The organism is Caballeronia sp. LZ043 (assembly GCF_031451075.1).
Lineage (GTDB): Bacteria > Pseudomonadota > Gammaproteobacteria > Burkholderiales > Burkholderiaceae > Caballeronia.
Genome location: NZ_JARUXT010000003.1, coordinates 1,526,004 through 1,542,316, shown reverse-complemented (window position 1 = coordinate 1,542,316; position 16,313 = coordinate 1,526,004). Strand labels below are relative to the sequence as shown.

The following is a 16,313-nucleotide window of genomic DNA, read 5'->3' as shown; positions in this document are numbered from 1 at the left end:
CATGAAGGACATCATCAGAATTGGCGCAGGGGCGGGCTATTCGGGCGACCGCATCGAACCGGCCGTCGAACTCGCGGAGCACGGCGCGCTCGACTATCTCGTGTTCGAGTGTCTCGCCGAGCGCACCATCGCGCTGGCGCAACAGTCGCGCCGCCACGATCCGGCGTCCGGCTACGACCCCTTGCTCGAAGCGCGCATGCGCGCCGTGCTGCCCATCGCGGCGAAGAACGGCGTGCGCATCATCTCGAACATGGGCGCAGCCCATCCGCGCGCGGCGGCACGTCGGACAGCGGAGATCGCGCGCGAACTGGGCTTGTCGCTGAAGATCGCGGCCGTGACCGGCGACGACGTGCTCGACGTCGTGCTGAGCGCGCCGCTGCGTTTCGAGGAATCGGACGACGAGGTCGGCGGCTATGCCGAACGTATCGTCTCGGCGAACGCGTATCTCGGCGCGGCGCCGATCGTCGATGCCCTGGCTGCGGGCGCGGACATCGTTCTGACCGGGCGAGTGGCCGACCCGTCGCTGTTCGCCGCGCCGCTGATCCACGCATTCGGCTGGCGCATGGACGACTGGAATACGCTCGGCCAGGCGACGGTCGTGGGTCATCTGCTCGAATGCGCGGGCCAGGTGACAGGCGGCTATTTCGCCGATCCCGGTTGCAAGGACGTGAACGGGCTTGCCCGTCTGGGCTTTCCGATCGGCGAAGTGAGCGCGGACGGATCGGTGGTCGTGACCAAGGTGCCGCACGCGGGCGGCAGCGTGACGGAAGCGACCTGCAAGGAACAACTGCTCTACGAAATCCACGATCCCGCGCGTTACCTCCAGCCGGACGTCGTCGCCGATTTCACCCAGGTCCGCGTCGCGCAGGAAGCGCCGGACCGTGTGCGCGTGACGGGCGGGCGCGGTCATGAACGCACCGGGACGCTCAAGGTATCGGTGGCGTATGTGGACGGCTTCATCGGCGAAGGACAGATTTCCTATGGCGGACCGGGCGCGCTGGCACGTGCGCGACTGGCGCTCGATATCGTGCGGGAACGGCTCGCGCTCACGGGCGTCGAGACGTCCGAACTGCGCTTCGACCTGATCGGCGTGAACGCGCTGTATGGCGAGACGCTGGCCGCCGGTCACGCGGAACCGTACGAAGTCCGCGTGCGCGTGGCGGGACGCGCGGCGAACGCGCGCGAAGCGGCGCGCATCGGCAACGAGGTCGAGACGCTCTATACCAACGGTCCGGCAGGCGGCGGCGGCGTGACGAAGGCGACGCGTGAAGTCATCGCCGTGCAGTCGGTGCTGTTGCCGTGCGAACAGGTGAACCCGGCTTTCGAATTCGTGGAGACAAACGATGAAACTGCGTGAACTGGCCCACGGCCGAACCGGCGACAAGGGCAACACGCTCAATGTCTCGGTGATCTGCTACGACCCGCAACACTACGCGCATGTACGCGAGCAAGTCACGCCGGAACGTGTCAAGGCGCATCTCGCGGACGTCGTGAAAGGCGCCGTCGTGCGCCATGAACTGCCGAATTTGCATGCGTTCAACTTCGTGCTGAGTCATGCGCTCGGCGGCGGCGTCACGCGTTCCCTCGCGCTCGATGCACACGGCAAGTCGGTGAGCGCCGCGTTACTCGACATTGAAATCGATGCGCCCGCGTGAGGGGCGGATGAATAGTGAATACGCATGCGAATTGCATCTTCAGATCGTGGGACTAACTAACTTTCCCGGCCAAAATAGGTAAAAAGCTCTGTCTGAAGATAGACAAAAAATAGCCAATACTCGCCCTGATGCTGTCGTTAGACTTTTTTACATTTTTGTTGTCTGGCTGTCCTTAAACGTCTGAATACAATCCGTTTTGTCGTCGTCTGGACAATGAGAACGAAGCCAACAACGCAGTTTTCCGGCTTCGGGTCAGCGCCCGATGCTGTCGAGGCAAAGTCGCGCACGAGGGCGCGGAACGAGCAGTCGGCAATTCGTTCCGTGGCATGCGCGGCCAGCCGTCATCGCCCGAAATCCATCCGGGCGTCCATCTCGTTGACACGCAGGGCCGTTGCGGATTGTCCGTGCGCGCGACTGCGGCTGGCCTTCCCGGAACAACGGGGGCGCCGTTCCCTCACGTATTGATCGAAGCGCTTCGCGGCTTTTCACGACGCTTCTGTCGAGCAACATCCAGCACTGAGTCATTCCCGCCAGAATTCGGGTCTCACGCTATCGCGGCGTTAGCGATGTCAATTCACGCTCGGCGGCCACCGGTATCTACCGGGCGCCGGTGACGCATTGACTTCGCCACTGCGCCGCATCGCGTCAAATGCGAGTCAAGTAACTTGATCTACGACAACTTCAAGCGGCATCAACGAGGCGCCTTACGTACCTTCAGGACCTTGATCGCCGCGTGCGTTTTGTTTGCGAGCGTCGTGCCGCGCCTGGCGTCCGCCGCGACGCCAGCGGACCCGAGCCTTGCGGACGCGTTCTCTCACCTCGCCGCCGATGTGCAGGAAACGCGCACCGTCACGCTCAGGCAACTCGGCTTGCTGGAAAGCGTCGCGCTCAATGCGCCCGATACGCGCCGCGAATTCTTCCTGCCCGTGCCCGCGGGCGTGCCGCTCAAGGACGCCGCGCTACAGTTCGACGGCGGCTATGTGCGCGGCGACGGCGGCCGCGTGACCATGCTGCTCTCGCTCGACGGCTCGCCGGTGCTGGCGCGCGCCTTCACGCAGGACGCAGGCAGCGTGTCGCTGAATCTGGGCGTGGACGGCGCGCCGCGCAACGCCGGTTTCGTGCGGCTCGGACTGGGCTTTGCGTCGGTGATCAATCAGAACGACTGCACGGACCAGACGGCCATCGGCAATGTCTTGCGCGTGGACCCGGGCACACGTCTCACCTTCCGCTTCGATCCGGCCGACGTGCAGGACCTGCGCACCGCATGGAGCGCGTTGCCGTATGCGCCGGTGCTGGCGGTGTCGGGGCGCAAGCTGTCGAGCAGCGCCTACGATGCCGCATGGCGCACCGACGCGCTCTTGCAGCGCGACGGCAAGCGGCCCGTGATGCAGGCGCTGCCAGCGCCGGGCGATACGGTGGATCTGGGCGAGCTCGACGTTCCCGCGCCGCTGCGCGCGATCCCCGCATTCGCCGCGCTGGCCGGCGGCGGCAAGCATGTGCTCGCGAACCAGGCGGAACTGGGCGCGCTGGTGGCGCTGGGTCCGCGCACGGCGTTCGGTCCCGACGTGGTGGTCGCCGATGAACCCCTGCGGCGCACGCTCGGCGCGGCGCTCGATGCGTTGCGGCTGCAAGTGACCGGCACATCCGCCGACGCGCTCGCCGCGTTCGATACCTGGCGCAAGCGCACGGCTTCGCAACTGACGGCGCCGCTCGCGCCGGGCGAGGTGCGCATCGCGCACGTGGGCGGACGGGCGCTGATCGTGGTGGGCGACACGCGCGGCATCGGCGCGCTGGCGCATGGCTGGCGGCCCATCGACGTATCCGACCGGGTGATCGTGCATCGCATCGACGTGGAGCAGCAGGCGCGCGGCGACGACATTCCGCTGGCCGATCTCGGCGGCGATCCGCGCAGCATCGACGTGCAGACCGACGCTTCGTGGGTCGCGCGCTTCGACCTCGCCGCGGCCTCGGGCAACGGACGCCTGCCGGCGCAGGTGGTGCTGGATCTGGCGGCGTCGCCGACGCTCTCCAACGGCGGCGCGACCGCCACGGTCTACTTCAACGACGTGATGATCGGCGCGCGTCTCATCAATGTCGATGGCGCGCGCCAGCGGCTGGTGGCGTCGATCCCGCGCTACGCGCTTGCGCGCACCAACGAGTTGCGCGTGTCGTTCCGCCGTCAGCCGGATGCCGGATGCCAGGCGCGTCAGGCGTATCCGGTCGCGGTCCTGCCGACCAGCCATCTGCGGCTCGCGAAGGCCACGCCCGAGGACAGCTTCGCGGGGATGGCGGCGCGCTATGCGTCGTCGGCGACGGTGTATGTGCCGCGCGCCTATCTCGACGACGCGCTCGCCAGCGTGCCGCGCCTGGCCGTGCTGACCGGCGCGGCGGGCATCGCGCCGGCCACCGCGAAATTCGCCGTGGCGTCCGCGCAGGCCGCCACACAGCCGGACGGCCCGTTCCTCGCCGCGGACGTGAGCTTCGACGGCGAGAAGAACCCCGCGTTGTATTCGGCGCAGCGTCTGTCGCTGAGTTCGCCTTCCGGCGACACGCTGCTCGACATGTCGGGTCTCTCGCGCGTCGGGGTGGTGAGCGTGGCGAGCGCGGGCGGGCAGAGCGGCATCGTCTATCGCTCGGCAGGCGCGGCGCCCGTGCTCACCGACAAGCTCCAGCTTTCGCGCGGCAATATCGCCGTGGTGGACGGCAGCGGCGTGCTCAAGCAGTTCAACACCGTCAACCCCGACGAACTCTCCGACGAACCCGCAAGCAGCACCGACTGGGTCACGCATCACTGGGCGCGCTGGGGCATTCCGGGCGTGCTGGTGGTGCTGCTGCTCGCGCTGATCGTGCTGGCGGGACGGGCGCGGCGCAGACATCAGGCCGAACAGCGCCGCGCGCAGGACGAGGATCGCGCGTGATGCTGGAGACGCTCAGGTGGTACGGCGGCATCCTGCTCGCCGATTACTACCAGGGACTGGAGTACATGGCCGCGACGGTTGCGGCCATCATCCTGCTGTCGAGCGTGGATGATCTCTTCATCGACGTCTGGTACTGGACGCGCAAGCTCTGGCGGCGCGTGACGGTGGAGCGGCGTTACGCGCCGCTCACGGTCGAGCAGCTCTATGCGCGCGATGAACAGCCCATCGCGATCATGGTGCCCGCGTGGCACGAGCAGGACGTGATCGCCGCGATGATCGAGGACCTCGTGCGGGTGCTGGATTACCGCGCGTATACGGTGTTCGTCGGCACTTATCAGAACGATGCCGCGACGATTGCCGAAGTGGAGCGCATGCGGCATCGCTACAAGCATCTGCACCGCGTGGAAGTGCCGCACGACGGCCCGACCTGCAAGGCCGACTGCCTCAACTGGCTCGTGCAGGCCATCATGCATTACGAGTTCGAGGCGGGCATCGAGTTCGCGGGCATCGTCATGCATGACAGCGAAGACGTGCTGCATCCCGTCGAGCTGAAGTTCTTCAATTACCTTCTGCCGCGCAAGGACATGATCCAGTTGCCGGTGGCGTCGCTGGAACGCCACTGGTTCGAACTCGTCGCGGGCACCTACATGGACGAGTTCGCCGAATGGCATGGGAAGGATCTCGTGGTGCGCGAGAGTCTGGCGGGCGCGGTGCCTTCGGCGGGCGTGGGCACGTGCTTCTCGCGTCGCGCCATGCGCGCGCTGGTTGAGCAGACGGAACAGCAGCCGTTCAATACCGAGAGCCTGACCGAGGACTACGACATCGGCGCGCGCATTCTCAAGCTCGGCATGCAGTCCATCTTTCCGCTGTTTCCGGTCGAATTCACGACGCGCCGCAAGGGCTGGTTCGGCCTCGGGCCCGAGCGCGAGATCCGCATGACCATGCCGCTGTGCGTGCGCGAGTTCTTCCCCGATACCTTTCGCACCGCCTACCGGCAACGCGCGCGCTGGACGCTCGGCATCGGCCTGCAAGGCTGGGCGCTGACGGGCTGGAGCGGCTCGCTGGCGAACCGCTATCTGCTGCTGCGCGATCGCAAGGGCGTCGTGACGGCCTTCGTCGGCATGCTTGCTTATCTGCTCGCGGGGCAGTTCATGCTGTTCGCCGCGGCGTCGTACTTTCGCATTGCCACGCGCTTCTTTCCGTCGCCGTTCATCGATTCGGGATGGCTTCAGGCGCTGCTGATCGCGAATTCGATTGCGCTCGTGCTGCGCGTCACGCAACGCATCATCTTCACGACGCGCCTGTACGGCTGGGAGCACGGCGTGCTTTCGGTGCCGCGCATGGTGATCGGCAATGTCATCAACTTCATGGCGGTGTCGCGCGCGTGGCGGCTGTTCATCGTGCATGCGTTGACGGGGCGCAGGCTCGCATGGGACAAGACCATGCACGATTTCCCGAGCAACGAAGGCCTGCGCGACACGCGTCAGGAACTGGGCGAACTGCTCGTCTCCTGGCAGGCGATCGATCCCGAGCGGCTCGAAGAGGCGCGCCGCACTGAACATGCGCGCGAGGCGCCGATCGGGCGCGTGCTCATCACGCGCGGCTGGCTCGACGAAGAGACGCTCGCGGAGGCGATCGCGTTCCAGGCGGACTTGCCGCGCGGCCGCTTCGATCCGCTGCGCATGGACCTCACCCAGGTGGCGCAGCCGGACGCACTCGTGCGGTTGCGCGCGCTGCCGCAGGGCTTCGATACGAACGGTCACGCGCTGTTCGTCTGCGCGAGCCTGCTCGACGATGCCGCGCTCGCCGAACTGAGCGCGGCGGCGGGGCGCGCGGTGAGCTTGCAGGTGGTGCGCGAAAGCGAGATCACGGCGGGCCTGCGGATGATGCGCGCGGTCGGGCGGCTGGTTCATCCGGACGCGGCGGATGACGAGCGCTTGTCCGAACCCGGCGATGAACCCGTCGCGGACGGCGTACCGCTGCTCGGCGACCTCATGATCGAGATGGGGCTCGTCACGCGCGGCGCGTTCGAGACGGCGTTGCAGCAGTATCGGCCGGAGCGGCATGGGCGGATCGGCGATTATCTGGTGGCGGAAGGGGTGATCACGCACGAGGCGTTGACCGTCGCAATTGGCGAGCAGCGCCGCCGCCATCGCACGCGGACCGCTAAGTCGTGACGGCGCGTTTTTCTCGCCGCTTGGGCGTCGCGGCCTGGGCCGCCGCGACGCTGTGCGCGCCGAACGCTTCCCGAGCCGATGCGAACTTGCCGCTGCCCTTGAGCGGCGCGTCGTATCGCGTGGCGCGCGAGGCTTTCGCGGCCTACGACGAACACCGTTACGCCGCTGCCGTCGCCGGCGCGCGCGAAGCGATCCGCCAGCGGCCCGACGTGCCCGAACTGCGTCTGCTGCTGGCGAATGCGCTGGCGGCGCGCGGGCGTCTGAAAGAGGCGCGGCGCGTGCTGGATGACGCAGTCGCACAGTTCGGGCCGACGCCTGCGTTGACGGCGCGGCGACGGCAGATCGGGATCCTGATTGCGTCGGGGGGCACCGGCGGCGTGCCGGGCGATCTGCCGGCGCCAGCGCTCGAGGCGGCGCGCGCTGCGTATCGGGCTTATGGACGGAAGGACTACGCAGTCGCGGTGAGCGCGGGCCGCGAGGCGGTGCGGCTCGCGCCACAGGTGGAGCGCCTGCGCGATCTGCTGATCGATTCCCTTGCGGCGAGTGGCGACGATGCCGCCGCGTGGACCGCCGCCGTCGATGCGACGGCGCGTTTCGGCGACAGCGACGGTTTGCGTGCGCGGCGGCGTTTCATTGGCGACCGGCTCGCGCCGGCCGAATCGCGGGCGGCGTATGCGGCGCGCGAGAGGGGCGATCTCGATGAAGCGCAGCGGCGCGCGCAGCATGCGCTGGCGTATGCGCCGTGGCGCGCGGATTACCGCATGCAGCTGATCGAGACGATGTTCGCGCGCGATGATCTGGCGGGCGTGGAAGCGGTAGCCGGCGATGCCGTCGCGCGGAATCCCGACGATGCGCTTGCGTGGGCGCTGCGCGGCTATGCGCGTGCGGCGCGCGGCGCGGATGGCGACTTCGCGCGGGTGCTGTCGGCGTCGGTTGCATCGGATGATGAACGGCAGGAACGCGACGCCCGCGTGGCGCGGACCATCGTCGCAGACGTGCGACTGGCCCAGGGCGATGCGCAAGGCGCGCTCGATGCGCTGCCTCCGCCACGCTCGAAGGCCGCAGACGACACCGATGCCGCCATCGCCTTGCGCCGCCATCGTGCGCAGTCGCTGGCGCGACGCGGCGTGACGCAAGCCGTGCAAGTCGATCCGCTGGCGCGTCCGACCTTCGAATGCCGCGCCGATGAATTCGGCGCATCGTGCGATGTCTACGCGCACGATCCGGCGCTGGCCGCGACCCGCGCGGCGCGTCTGGCGGAGCAGCGCGGCGAGCGCGGTGCTGCGGCGGACGAATGGCGCACGGCGATTGCCGCCGTGCCGGACGATCCGCAACCGCGTATCGCGCTGATCGACGACCTCGTGGCGTTGGGTCGTACGCGTGAGGCGTCGGAAGCGGCGCGCGGCGTTATCGACGCACAGCTGCTCGATGCGCTGACCGACGTGCAGGCGGCGTTCGTCGCACAACGCGCCGGGGATAATGCGCTCGCGCTGGATTACTTCGCGCGTGCGGACCGCGACGGGACGTTGCCTGCATCCGCGCAAGCCGATGCGGGTTACGCGGCGCTCGGGATGCATCGTGCGGGCGAGGGCGCGCGCTATCTGGAGCATGCCATCGACCGCAGCGCGGACGGTCCCGCCGACGAAGCGCTCTCCGCGCAGGCGCTGAACGATGCCCGCGCCGCGCACGCCGAAGCCACGCGCAACTGGGGCTTCAGCGCGGCGGTGAACTATCGTGGCAATGGCGCGCAGCAGGGCGTGGCGTTCTCGCCGGTGCCGGGCGTGTCGAACAACTGGCAGGCGGGCGTGGAAGCGTACTGGCGTCCGTTCGGCAGTCTCGGCGACCGCATGTTCGAAGTCTATGCGCGCAGCTACGAGAACTTCGGCGTGAAGGGCGGCGGCCCGTCGGGAACCTCGACCTTGCAGGCGGCGTTTGGCGCGCGGGTGAAGCCGTTTGCGTCGGCCAATGCGATCTTCGCCATCGAGAAGATCGTGCCGCTCGGCTCGGACGTGCGCTCGGACTGGCTGGCGCGCGCCGCCTACTCGAACGGTTTCGGCGACGCCCGCCGGCTCGATGTGCCGAGCTGGTGGACCGGCACGGTCTACGGCGAAGCGGGGCATTACATCGCGAATCATTCGAGCTACGCGACGGCCAACGCGCGTCTCGGCCGCAGCTATCGCGTGGATGCGCTCAGTCCGCGCCTGACCGTGTTTCCGCATGCGGTGGTCGGTATGGACTACGACTCGGCGATCGATCACAGCGTGCCGGTGGGCGTCGGCGCGGGCGTGTCGGCGCGTTATGCGTTCCGCGGCGGCAGGTATGACGCGCCGCGCTCGTTCGTCGATGTATCGGTGCAATACCGCTTCCGGGTCGCGGGCGACGACCGCGCGAAAGGCGTGTTCTTCGGTGCGGTATTCTCGTACTGACGCCACTGTCTTCCGCTTGCCGCGCCATGTTCCCGTTTCTGCATTTTCATCCGCTGATGGCCGCGCGCTGCGCCGTGCTGGCGGCCGCGTGCTGCGCCTTCTCCGTTGCTTGCGCCGATACCGCGCCGCCACGGCTGGTGCACGGCATGGTCTGGCAACCCGACAACGCCCATGCGGACCCGCACGGCGACTGGGACAAGCTGGGTGCGCACGAACTCATCGTGCAGTGGACGGCGGTGGACGGTCTCTCCTTCCTGCCGGGAACCGGGTTGCGCATGGCGGCACGGCTGCCGGACTGGGAGCGCATCGGGCAGGAGCCGTGGGCGCGCGACGTCATCATCGGGCTGGCAGGCCGTTTCGACGAAGCTGCCGCGCGCGCGAACACGGCACAGCTGTTCAACGAATCGATGCAGCTCGTGGATGCGCGTCCGCCGGTGCATGTCACGGGCTACTACTTTCCTGTCGAGATCGATCCGACCTGGCAGAACGCGGGTGCGTTGCGCGCGACGCTGGATGCGCTGCCCCGGCCGTTGTGGATCAGCGTCTACGACCGCGCGAATGTGGGCGGCACGGCGCTGGCCGCGTGGCTCGACGAATGGCTGCCGCGCGATGTCGGCGTGTTGCTGCAGGATGGTTGCGGCGTGTATGCGCGCGAGCCGCGCGTGGCGCGGGAGTATGCGGATCAGCTGGCGGCGAAGCTGGGGCGCGGGCGGGTCAGGATCATCGCGGAGGCGTTTCGGCCACAGGTGGGAGGGGGTTTTCGCGCGGCTACGGTGGCGGAACTGAAGCCGCAGATCGATGCGTATCGGGGCTATCGGATTTATCTGTTCGACGGTCCGCATTATGTGTCGAACACGCTCGTGCAGCAGTTGCTGGACGCGTACAGGAAGCGGTGATAACGGGTTGTGACGCGAAAAGTCTGAATTCTTCAAGTTGTTGCGGATGGTTGATGACGGCTGAACTCGACATGCTAGATTGAACGCTCTAAAAGCCCGATGGCGCATGCCATGCCTTAAACGTCAGTCCTTGGCCTTCAGGATGTCTGAGTTGGTCCGCAATGCCAGTTCCTCTTCTCGACGCCTCCGCGTGGTGTGAATTTCGCGGCATTCCCGCCTGTGACGGGGCCAACAACACGATCCATTTCGCCACTATCCGCGACGCGTCCGGACAGTTGCGCAGTTGTTTCGTGAAACTTCTCAAGCCCAATACGCCAGCGCTCTTGTGCGAGGCGGTGGGATGGGTGCTGACGGCATCGGTGGGGGTGCCGGTGCCGGGATTCGGCGCAGTCGTGCTCGTTCCTGTCGAGCAACTGCGAAAGAACATGGCGTTACCCAACTGGACCAACGGGCTGAACATGTGCGCCGCGTGGTGCTGTGAGATTGTTGCGGGGAAGTCCGTCAAGCAGGTGCACAAGTGGGCCTTCTGGCTTTCGCGCAAAGGCTGTCTGCGGAGCCAGGACGTCCGCTTCATGGCGGCCTTCGACGTCTGGACGGACAACCGTGACCGCAACTTCGGCAATCTCATCCGGAGCTCGAACGGCATTTACGTTGCAAAGGACCACGAGACTTTGCTTCACGACATACTCTGGCTATCCATGGGCGTCTCCTATACCTCTCGTAGTCTGCTCGACGAAGCGCAGCAGCATCTTTCCTCGGAAGAGCTGAAGGCGTTCCATAGCGCCATGGCCGTTTCCGCGGACACGCACCAACGCGCGCTGTCATCGGTGCAGGCTTCATTGAGCACGTTCATCAACGTGCTTTCGCCTGACGCCGCGCCCGAACTGGCGCAGGGCATCATGGGTTATCTGACCTACCGTGCCAATCCGGGCTGGCTTGCGCAGAAGCTGGGGGTGATCGCATGAATCTTTCATCCCTTTTCCGCGACCTCGGGAACCCCGAGCATCTGGCTCGTCTGGCCACGGCAACCGTCAAGCCATCTTTCTCGGGAATCTGGGGCACCGTCGAGCTACAGCCGGACGTCTTCATTCCGCAACGCTTCAGCGTTGGCGTTATCGTGCAGCCCGAAGGCAAGGCGCTGAAGTTCAAGCTTCTCGAAGACTACAAAAGCTTCGAGTGCGTCTATGGAGAGGCCTTCCCGCGCCGCGCCTTCCGCGAAATCATGACGCATGTCGGGGAAACGCTGCATCGCGCCGCCCGCCACCAGACCGCAATGAACGCAGTCACGTTCGGCTCGGCCACGTTGCAGGTGTCGGCGCCTGCCTATACGTCCGGCGACGCCGTCGACTCCACCGTAGACCGTCTATTCCAGGAAGTCGTTGTCATGGCGCCGAAGGTCAAGGCGGCCCGGCGAGGCTTCGCGTCCCTCGACACGTCACGCGTGCGGGCGCTCGTGAACGAGGAGTTGAAGCGAATTGCCCATCTCGACTACGAGAAGTTCGTGCTTGGCACGGAGAGCGGTTCGGGTGAGTTCGTGGACGACCGGGGCGTGCAGCACTTCCTCGACTTCAACCTGAAAACCGGCACAGCGTGCGGAAGCGTCGTGTCGGCTGTCCACAAGAACGCCAGTACCGTCGAATTCAACGTGCTCAAATCCAGCCGCGACCTGACCACGTATTCGCGGATTCGAAACTTGAAGGACACGGGGCTTTTCCTGCTGCTGCCTGACAAGCAGCAACTCGAAGCACGTGAGTACAAGAGCATTCTCGACGTCATCGAGGAACAGGCGTGGAAACTGAAGCGCGACGGCTTCCGCGTCGTCAGCCTGCCGTCCGAAACCGAATTGGCTCAGGAAATCTATGAGTGGGCGCTGCCGTCGCTCCAATAACGCCGTCCCGCATCACAACATCGGCACATGCAAGTGATGCGGATCACCCAGCATATCCGCCACGCGTCGCAACGCTTCCCTGCAATCCTCGCGATCCTGCGGGCCACCAAGACACAAACGCAACGCATTTGGCGGATTACCGTCGGTCGAAAACGCCGCGCCCGCCACCGCTCCGATGCCCTGATTGCGTAACTGCAACGCCAGTTCCGGCGCGCTCCAGTCGCATACCGATGGCACCGGCAGCCAAAGATGGAAACCGTGCGAGTTGGCATCGAAGGCGAATTCGTGCAGTTCCGCCAATGCAATCGCCTGCCGTGCGGCCGCTTCCTCACGGATCGCGTTCAGCACGTCGGCGGCGGTGCCGTCATTGACCCAGTGCGTCGCGAGCAGCACGGTGAACGGACTCGGCATCACCGAGGTCGCGCGCAAGGCGCCTGCAATCCGCTGCGTCTGGCGCGGCGTCGGCGCGCTCAGGTAAGCCACGCGCAAGCCCGCGCCCAGCGTCTTCGACAAGCCGGTCACGTGATAGGTCAGTTCGGGCGCGAGTTCGGCCAGTGTCGGCGGCGCATCGGGCGGCAACATGCCGTAAGGCTCGTCCTCGATGATCGGCACGTTGTAGCGCAGCGCCACGTCGGCGATGGCCTCACGCCGCCTGCGTGTCAACGTCAGCGTGCTCGGATTCTGCAAGGTCGGATTGCAATAGAAGCCGCCCGGCTTCTCAGTCCTGCACAGCGCCTCGAACGCATGCGGCAGCGGCCCTTCGTCGTCGCGCGGCAGCGCTTGCAGACGCACGCCCAATTGCGAGGCGATCGCCTTGATGCCCGGATAGGCGAGCGAGTCCAAACAGATCATCTCGCCCGGCCGCGCCAGTTGCGACACCAGCGCGACCAGCGCCCCGTGGATGCCCGGGCACACGAGCACCGTATCGGTGTCGCAGGCGGGCACGCGCGGCCGCAGCCAGTCGCGTCCCGCCGCCCGATCAACCGGCAAGCCGCCGAAATCCTGATAGCGCAGCAGCTGGAACGGATCGGCGCGTTCCATCAGCCGCGCCGCCGAAGCCCGCAGCCGCGCGGCGAGCGCGGGCGGCTCCGGCGGCATGTTCATCGACATCTCGACGCTCCCGCCACCCGCCAGCGGCAAGGTCTGCGTCCTGCCGCGCACGAAGGTGCCGCTGCCCGCGCGGGCGTCGAGCAGGCCGCGCTTGCGTGCTTCCGCATAGGCGCGCGCGACGGTCGTGTAGTTGAGACTCAGCAGGCCGGCGAGATCGCGCAGGCCGGGCAGCCGGTCGCGTGGCCGCAGACGGCCGCTTGCGAGATCTTCCTCGATCAGATCGGGAATCGTCAGGTAAGCGGGCTTCCTGCTTTCTTCGAGCTTCCTGATCCAGTGATGTGCCGGCTGATTCATGTCCGCGATGATCCTCGCAACAGGTTCGCTCGATCCTGGCATGTCAAAACAATCGAAGGGAAAAAGATCGCATCGGCAGATTGGACTTGATTGCATTGATCGCATCGATGCACGTCTTCGGTGTACGACGCACCATGCTCACGCCCGTTTGCGCTGAAATCGTGCGAACGCCATCCACGCACCTTCTCCCACTTGCGTCGATAAAGCCCTTCCAGCAAGGCTCAGGCAAAAATTTTTCGGTTCCGTCGAGCAAGTTTGTTTTGCTTGATTGCAAAGTGATTGCATTTCGCGGGCCAATCATTGGCATACCCGTTGCGTTTGAAGACCCGTCGACGCGCTGCATGGACGAGCGCACCGGCATCGAACCTCACACTCATCGGAGAAAGCCATGCCCGCAGTCAATCAACCGCTTCACAAGAACGGCGATTATCTGGTCGACTACGAAGAGAAAGTCTTCGAGGACGTGAAGGCCGAGCCTGGTGAGAAAGCGCTCGTCACGTTTCACACGGTCGCGTTCGAAGGGTCGATCGGCTTCGTGAACCTGTTGCAGGCCACGCGTCTGCAACGCAAGGGCTTCGATACCTCCGTGCTGCTGTACGGCCCCGGCGTCACGCTCGGTCTGCAGCGCGGCTTTCCGACGCTCGGCGATGAAGCCTTCCCCGGTCATCTCAACTTCAACAAGCAACTGCAGAAGTTCATGGCCGAAGGCGGCAAGGTCTACGCCTGCCGCTTCGCTCTGCAGGCGCTGTATGGACACGGCGAGGCGTCGCTCATCGAAGGCATCCGCCCGATCAATCCGCTCGACGTGCTGGACATCCAGCTGCTCCATCGCAAGGAGAACGCGCTGATCATCCATACCTGGACCGTGTGACGATCATGCCCGATGCCCTTTCGACACCGCGTATCGTGCGCGTGGCGGCCGTGCAGATCACACCGGACTTCGAGCGCCCGAACGGCACGCTCGACCGCGTCTGCACGGCCATCGACGAAGCTGCGGCGCAGGGCGTGCAGCTGATCGTCTTCCCCGAGACCTTCGTGCCGTACTACCCGTACTTCTCGTTCGTGCGCGCGCCGGTGGCATCGGGCGCGGATCACATGAAGCTGTACGAGCAGGCCGTGGTGGTGCCCGGCCCGGTCACGCAGGCCGTGTCCGAGCACGCGCGGCTGTGCAACATGGTCGTCGTGCTTGGCGTGAACGAACGCGATCACGGCAGCCTGTACAACACCCAACTCATCTTCGATACCGACGGCACGCTGCGCCTCAAGCGCCGCAAGATCACGCCGACCTTCCACGAACGCATGATCTGGGGCCAGGGCGACGCGGCGGGCCTGAAAGTGGTGAACACCGGCGTGGGACGCGTCGGCGCGCTGGCGTGCTGGGAACACTACAACCCGCTCGCGCGCTACGCGCTGATGACGCAGCACGAAGAGATCCATTGCAGCCAGTTCCCCGGCTCGCTGGTGGGGCCGATCTTCGCGGAACAGATCGAAGTGACGATCCGCCACCACGCGCTGGAGTCGGGCTGCTTCGTCGTCAACGCGACCGGCTGGCTGACCGACGCGCAGATCGAAGCCATCACGCCCGATCCCAACCTGCAACGCGCGCTGCGCGGCGGCTGCAACACGGCGATCGTGTCGCCGGAAGGCCAGCATCTCGCCGAGCCGCTGCGCGAGGGCGAAGGCATGGTGATCGCCGATCTCGACATGGCGCTCATCACGAAGCGCAAACGCATGATGGATTCGGTCGGCCACTATGCGCGGCCCGAGTTGCTGAGCCTCGCGATCAACGATCGCCCGGCATCGCCCGTCACTTCTTTCAAGGACATCCACGACGATGAACGCCCGCGAGAAACTGCCGGCATCGAGCCGGCAACTGATGACTGAACTGCAGTCGGCCGGCCTGCGGCTGGTCGATCCGCGCGCGGGCGTGTCGAGCCGGCGCGGCGGCGCGGGGCCATCGGACCACAAGGCCGTGATGGTGGACGGCGTGACCATCATGGTTCCCGTGCATACGAGCAGCGCATGGGATTCGCCGTTCGTCGCGGGTCAGCCGGATGCGCACGGCATCAGCGCGCTGACGCGCAACGCCATTCCGATCGCCAGCATCAGCTTTCCGCAAGCGCCGCGTTTCTACGCGATGCAGACGCTCGACGGCGTGCCGTACTCGCATATCGCGACGCTGCACAGCGCCGATGTGCTCGCCACCACCGTGCTGCAAACCTGCATCCGTTATGAGAGCCGCCGCAAGTCGTGCAAGTTCTGCGCGATCGGCCAGTCGCTGGCGGCGGGCCGCACGATTGCGCACAAGACGCCGGAGCAGCTTGCCGAAGTGGCGCGCGCGGCGGTGTTGCTGGACGGCGTCAGGCACATGGTGCTGACGACCGGCACACCGCCGACGCCCGATCGCGGCGCGCGGGTGCTGTGCGAGAGCGCGTTCGCGATCAAGGCCGCCGTGAATCTGCCGATCCAGGCGCAATGCGAGCCGCCCGACGACGACCGCTGGTTCGAGCGCATGAAGGCGAGCGGCATCGATACGCTCGGCATGCATCTGGAAGCCGTCACGCCGGCCGTGCGCGAGCGCATCATGCCGGGCAAGGCGACGGTGCCGGTGACGCGCTACATGGAAGCGTTCGAAGCGGCGGTCGCGGTGTTCGGCCGCGGCCAGGTGAGCACCTACATCCTGGCGGGACTGGGCGACAGCGCGGAGGACATCGTCGGGATGGCGCGCGAGCTGATCGCGCTCGGCGTGTATCCGTTCGTCGTGCCCTTCGTGCCGATCAGCGGCACACCGCTCGAAGATCATCCCGCGCCCGCGCCCGAGTTCATGCGTGCGGTGCTGGCGCCCATCGGCGCGATGCTTGGCGAAGCCGGCATGCGTTCCGCCGACATCAAGGCGGGCTGCGGCAAATGCGGCGCGTGTTCATCGCTGTCATCGTACGAGGCCTGACC

13 protein-coding genes are annotated in these 16,313 nt (G+C 66.3%); 11 read left to right on the top strand and 2 right to left on the bottom strand.

Going from position 1 to position 16,313, the window contains the following annotated elements; all coding sequences use genetic code 11:
* Position 1: 1 nt before the first annotated feature.
* From QCE64_RS27110 to QCE64_RS27075, 8 genes are all read left to right on the top strand, one after another.
* A complete protein-coding gene (locus QCE64_RS27110) occupies positions 2–1,357 on the top strand; it encodes an acyclic terpene utilization AtuA family protein (protein ID WP_310007209.1) in 1,356 nt (451 codons plus the stop codon).
* Complete coding sequence (locus QCE64_RS27105) at positions 1,344–1,655, top strand: hypothetical protein (protein WP_310007207.1); 312 nt, start codon at positions 1,344–1,346, stop codon at positions 1,653–1,655. The genes QCE64_RS27110 and QCE64_RS27105 overlap by 14 nt, the downstream gene beginning before the upstream one ends.
* A gap of 740 nt (positions 1,656–2,395) precedes the next feature.
* Positions 2,396–4,573, top strand: a complete 2,178-nt coding sequence (locus tag QCE64_RS27100) for a cellulose biosynthesis cyclic di-GMP-binding regulatory protein BcsB (protein WP_310007204.1) — start codon at positions 2,396–2,398, stop codon at positions 4,571–4,573.
* Positions 4,570–6,750, top strand: a complete 2,181-nt coding sequence (locus QCE64_RS27095; protein ID WP_309934035.1) for a glycosyl transferase family protein — start codon at positions 4,570–4,572, stop codon at positions 6,748–6,750. The genes QCE64_RS27100 and QCE64_RS27095 overlap by 4 nt, the downstream gene beginning before the upstream one ends.
* Positions 6,747–9,176, top strand: a complete 2,430-nt coding sequence (locus tag QCE64_RS27090) for an NfrA family protein (protein WP_310007202.1) — start codon at positions 6,747–6,749, stop codon at positions 9,174–9,176. Before QCE64_RS27095 ends, QCE64_RS27090 begins: the two co-directional genes overlap by 4 nt.
* Before the next feature lie 26 nt (positions 9,177–9,202).
* A complete protein-coding gene (locus QCE64_RS27085; protein WP_404987446.1) occupies positions 9,203–10,072 on the top strand; it encodes a hypothetical protein in 870 nt (289 codons plus the stop codon).
* Between the two features lie 161 nt (positions 10,073–10,233).
* Positions 10,234–11,037 (top strand): HipA family kinase, encoded by an 804-nt coding sequence (locus QCE64_RS27080; RefSeq protein ID WP_310007200.1) that lies wholly within the window; start codon positions 10,234–10,236, stop codon positions 11,035–11,037.
* Positions 11,034–11,960, top strand: a complete 927-nt coding sequence (locus QCE64_RS27075) for a hypothetical protein (protein WP_310007198.1) — start codon at positions 11,034–11,036, stop codon at positions 11,958–11,960. The genes QCE64_RS27080 and QCE64_RS27075 overlap by 4 nt, the downstream gene beginning before the upstream one ends.
* A gap of 12 nt (positions 11,961–11,972) precedes the next feature.
* Here QCE64_RS27075 and QCE64_RS27070 read toward each other — a convergent pair whose 3' ends face one another.
* On the bottom strand, positions 11,973–13,364 hold the full coding sequence (locus QCE64_RS27070) for a PLP-dependent aminotransferase family protein (RefSeq protein WP_309934026.1): 1,392 nt from the start codon (positions 13,362–13,364) through the stop codon (positions 11,973–11,975).
* Between the two features lie 43 nt (positions 13,365–13,407).
* Positions 13,408–13,707, bottom strand: a complete 300-nt coding sequence (locus QCE64_RS27065; protein ID WP_309934024.1) for a hypothetical protein — start codon at positions 13,705–13,707, stop codon at positions 13,408–13,410.
* Between the two features lie 45 nt (positions 13,708–13,752).
* On the opposite strand from QCE64_RS27065, the gene QCE64_RS27060 reads away from it, so the two are divergent.
* Genes QCE64_RS27060 through QCE64_RS27050 form a run of 3 tightly spaced genes read left to right on the top strand, consistent with a single transcriptional unit; the run spans position 13,753 to position 16,311 of the window.
* Entirely contained in the window at positions 13,753–14,235 is a 483-nt protein-coding gene (locus QCE64_RS27060) for an MSMEG_0572/Sll0783 family nitrogen starvation response protein (RefSeq protein WP_309817869.1), read from the top strand.
* A 5-nt stretch (positions 14,236–14,240) separates the two neighbouring features.
* Complete coding sequence (locus QCE64_RS27055) at positions 14,241–15,248, top strand: Nit6803 family nitrilase (RefSeq protein WP_310007196.1); 1,008 nt, start codon at positions 14,241–14,243, stop codon at positions 15,246–15,248.
* The gene (locus QCE64_RS27050) at positions 15,241–16,311 is read left to right on the top strand and encodes an MSMEG_0568 family radical SAM protein (protein WP_310007396.1); all 1,071 of its coding nucleotides are present in this window, start codon (positions 15,241–15,243) and stop codon (positions 16,309–16,311) included. Before QCE64_RS27055 ends, QCE64_RS27050 begins: the two co-directional genes overlap by 8 nt.
* Positions 16,312–16,313 lie beyond the last annotated feature (2 nt).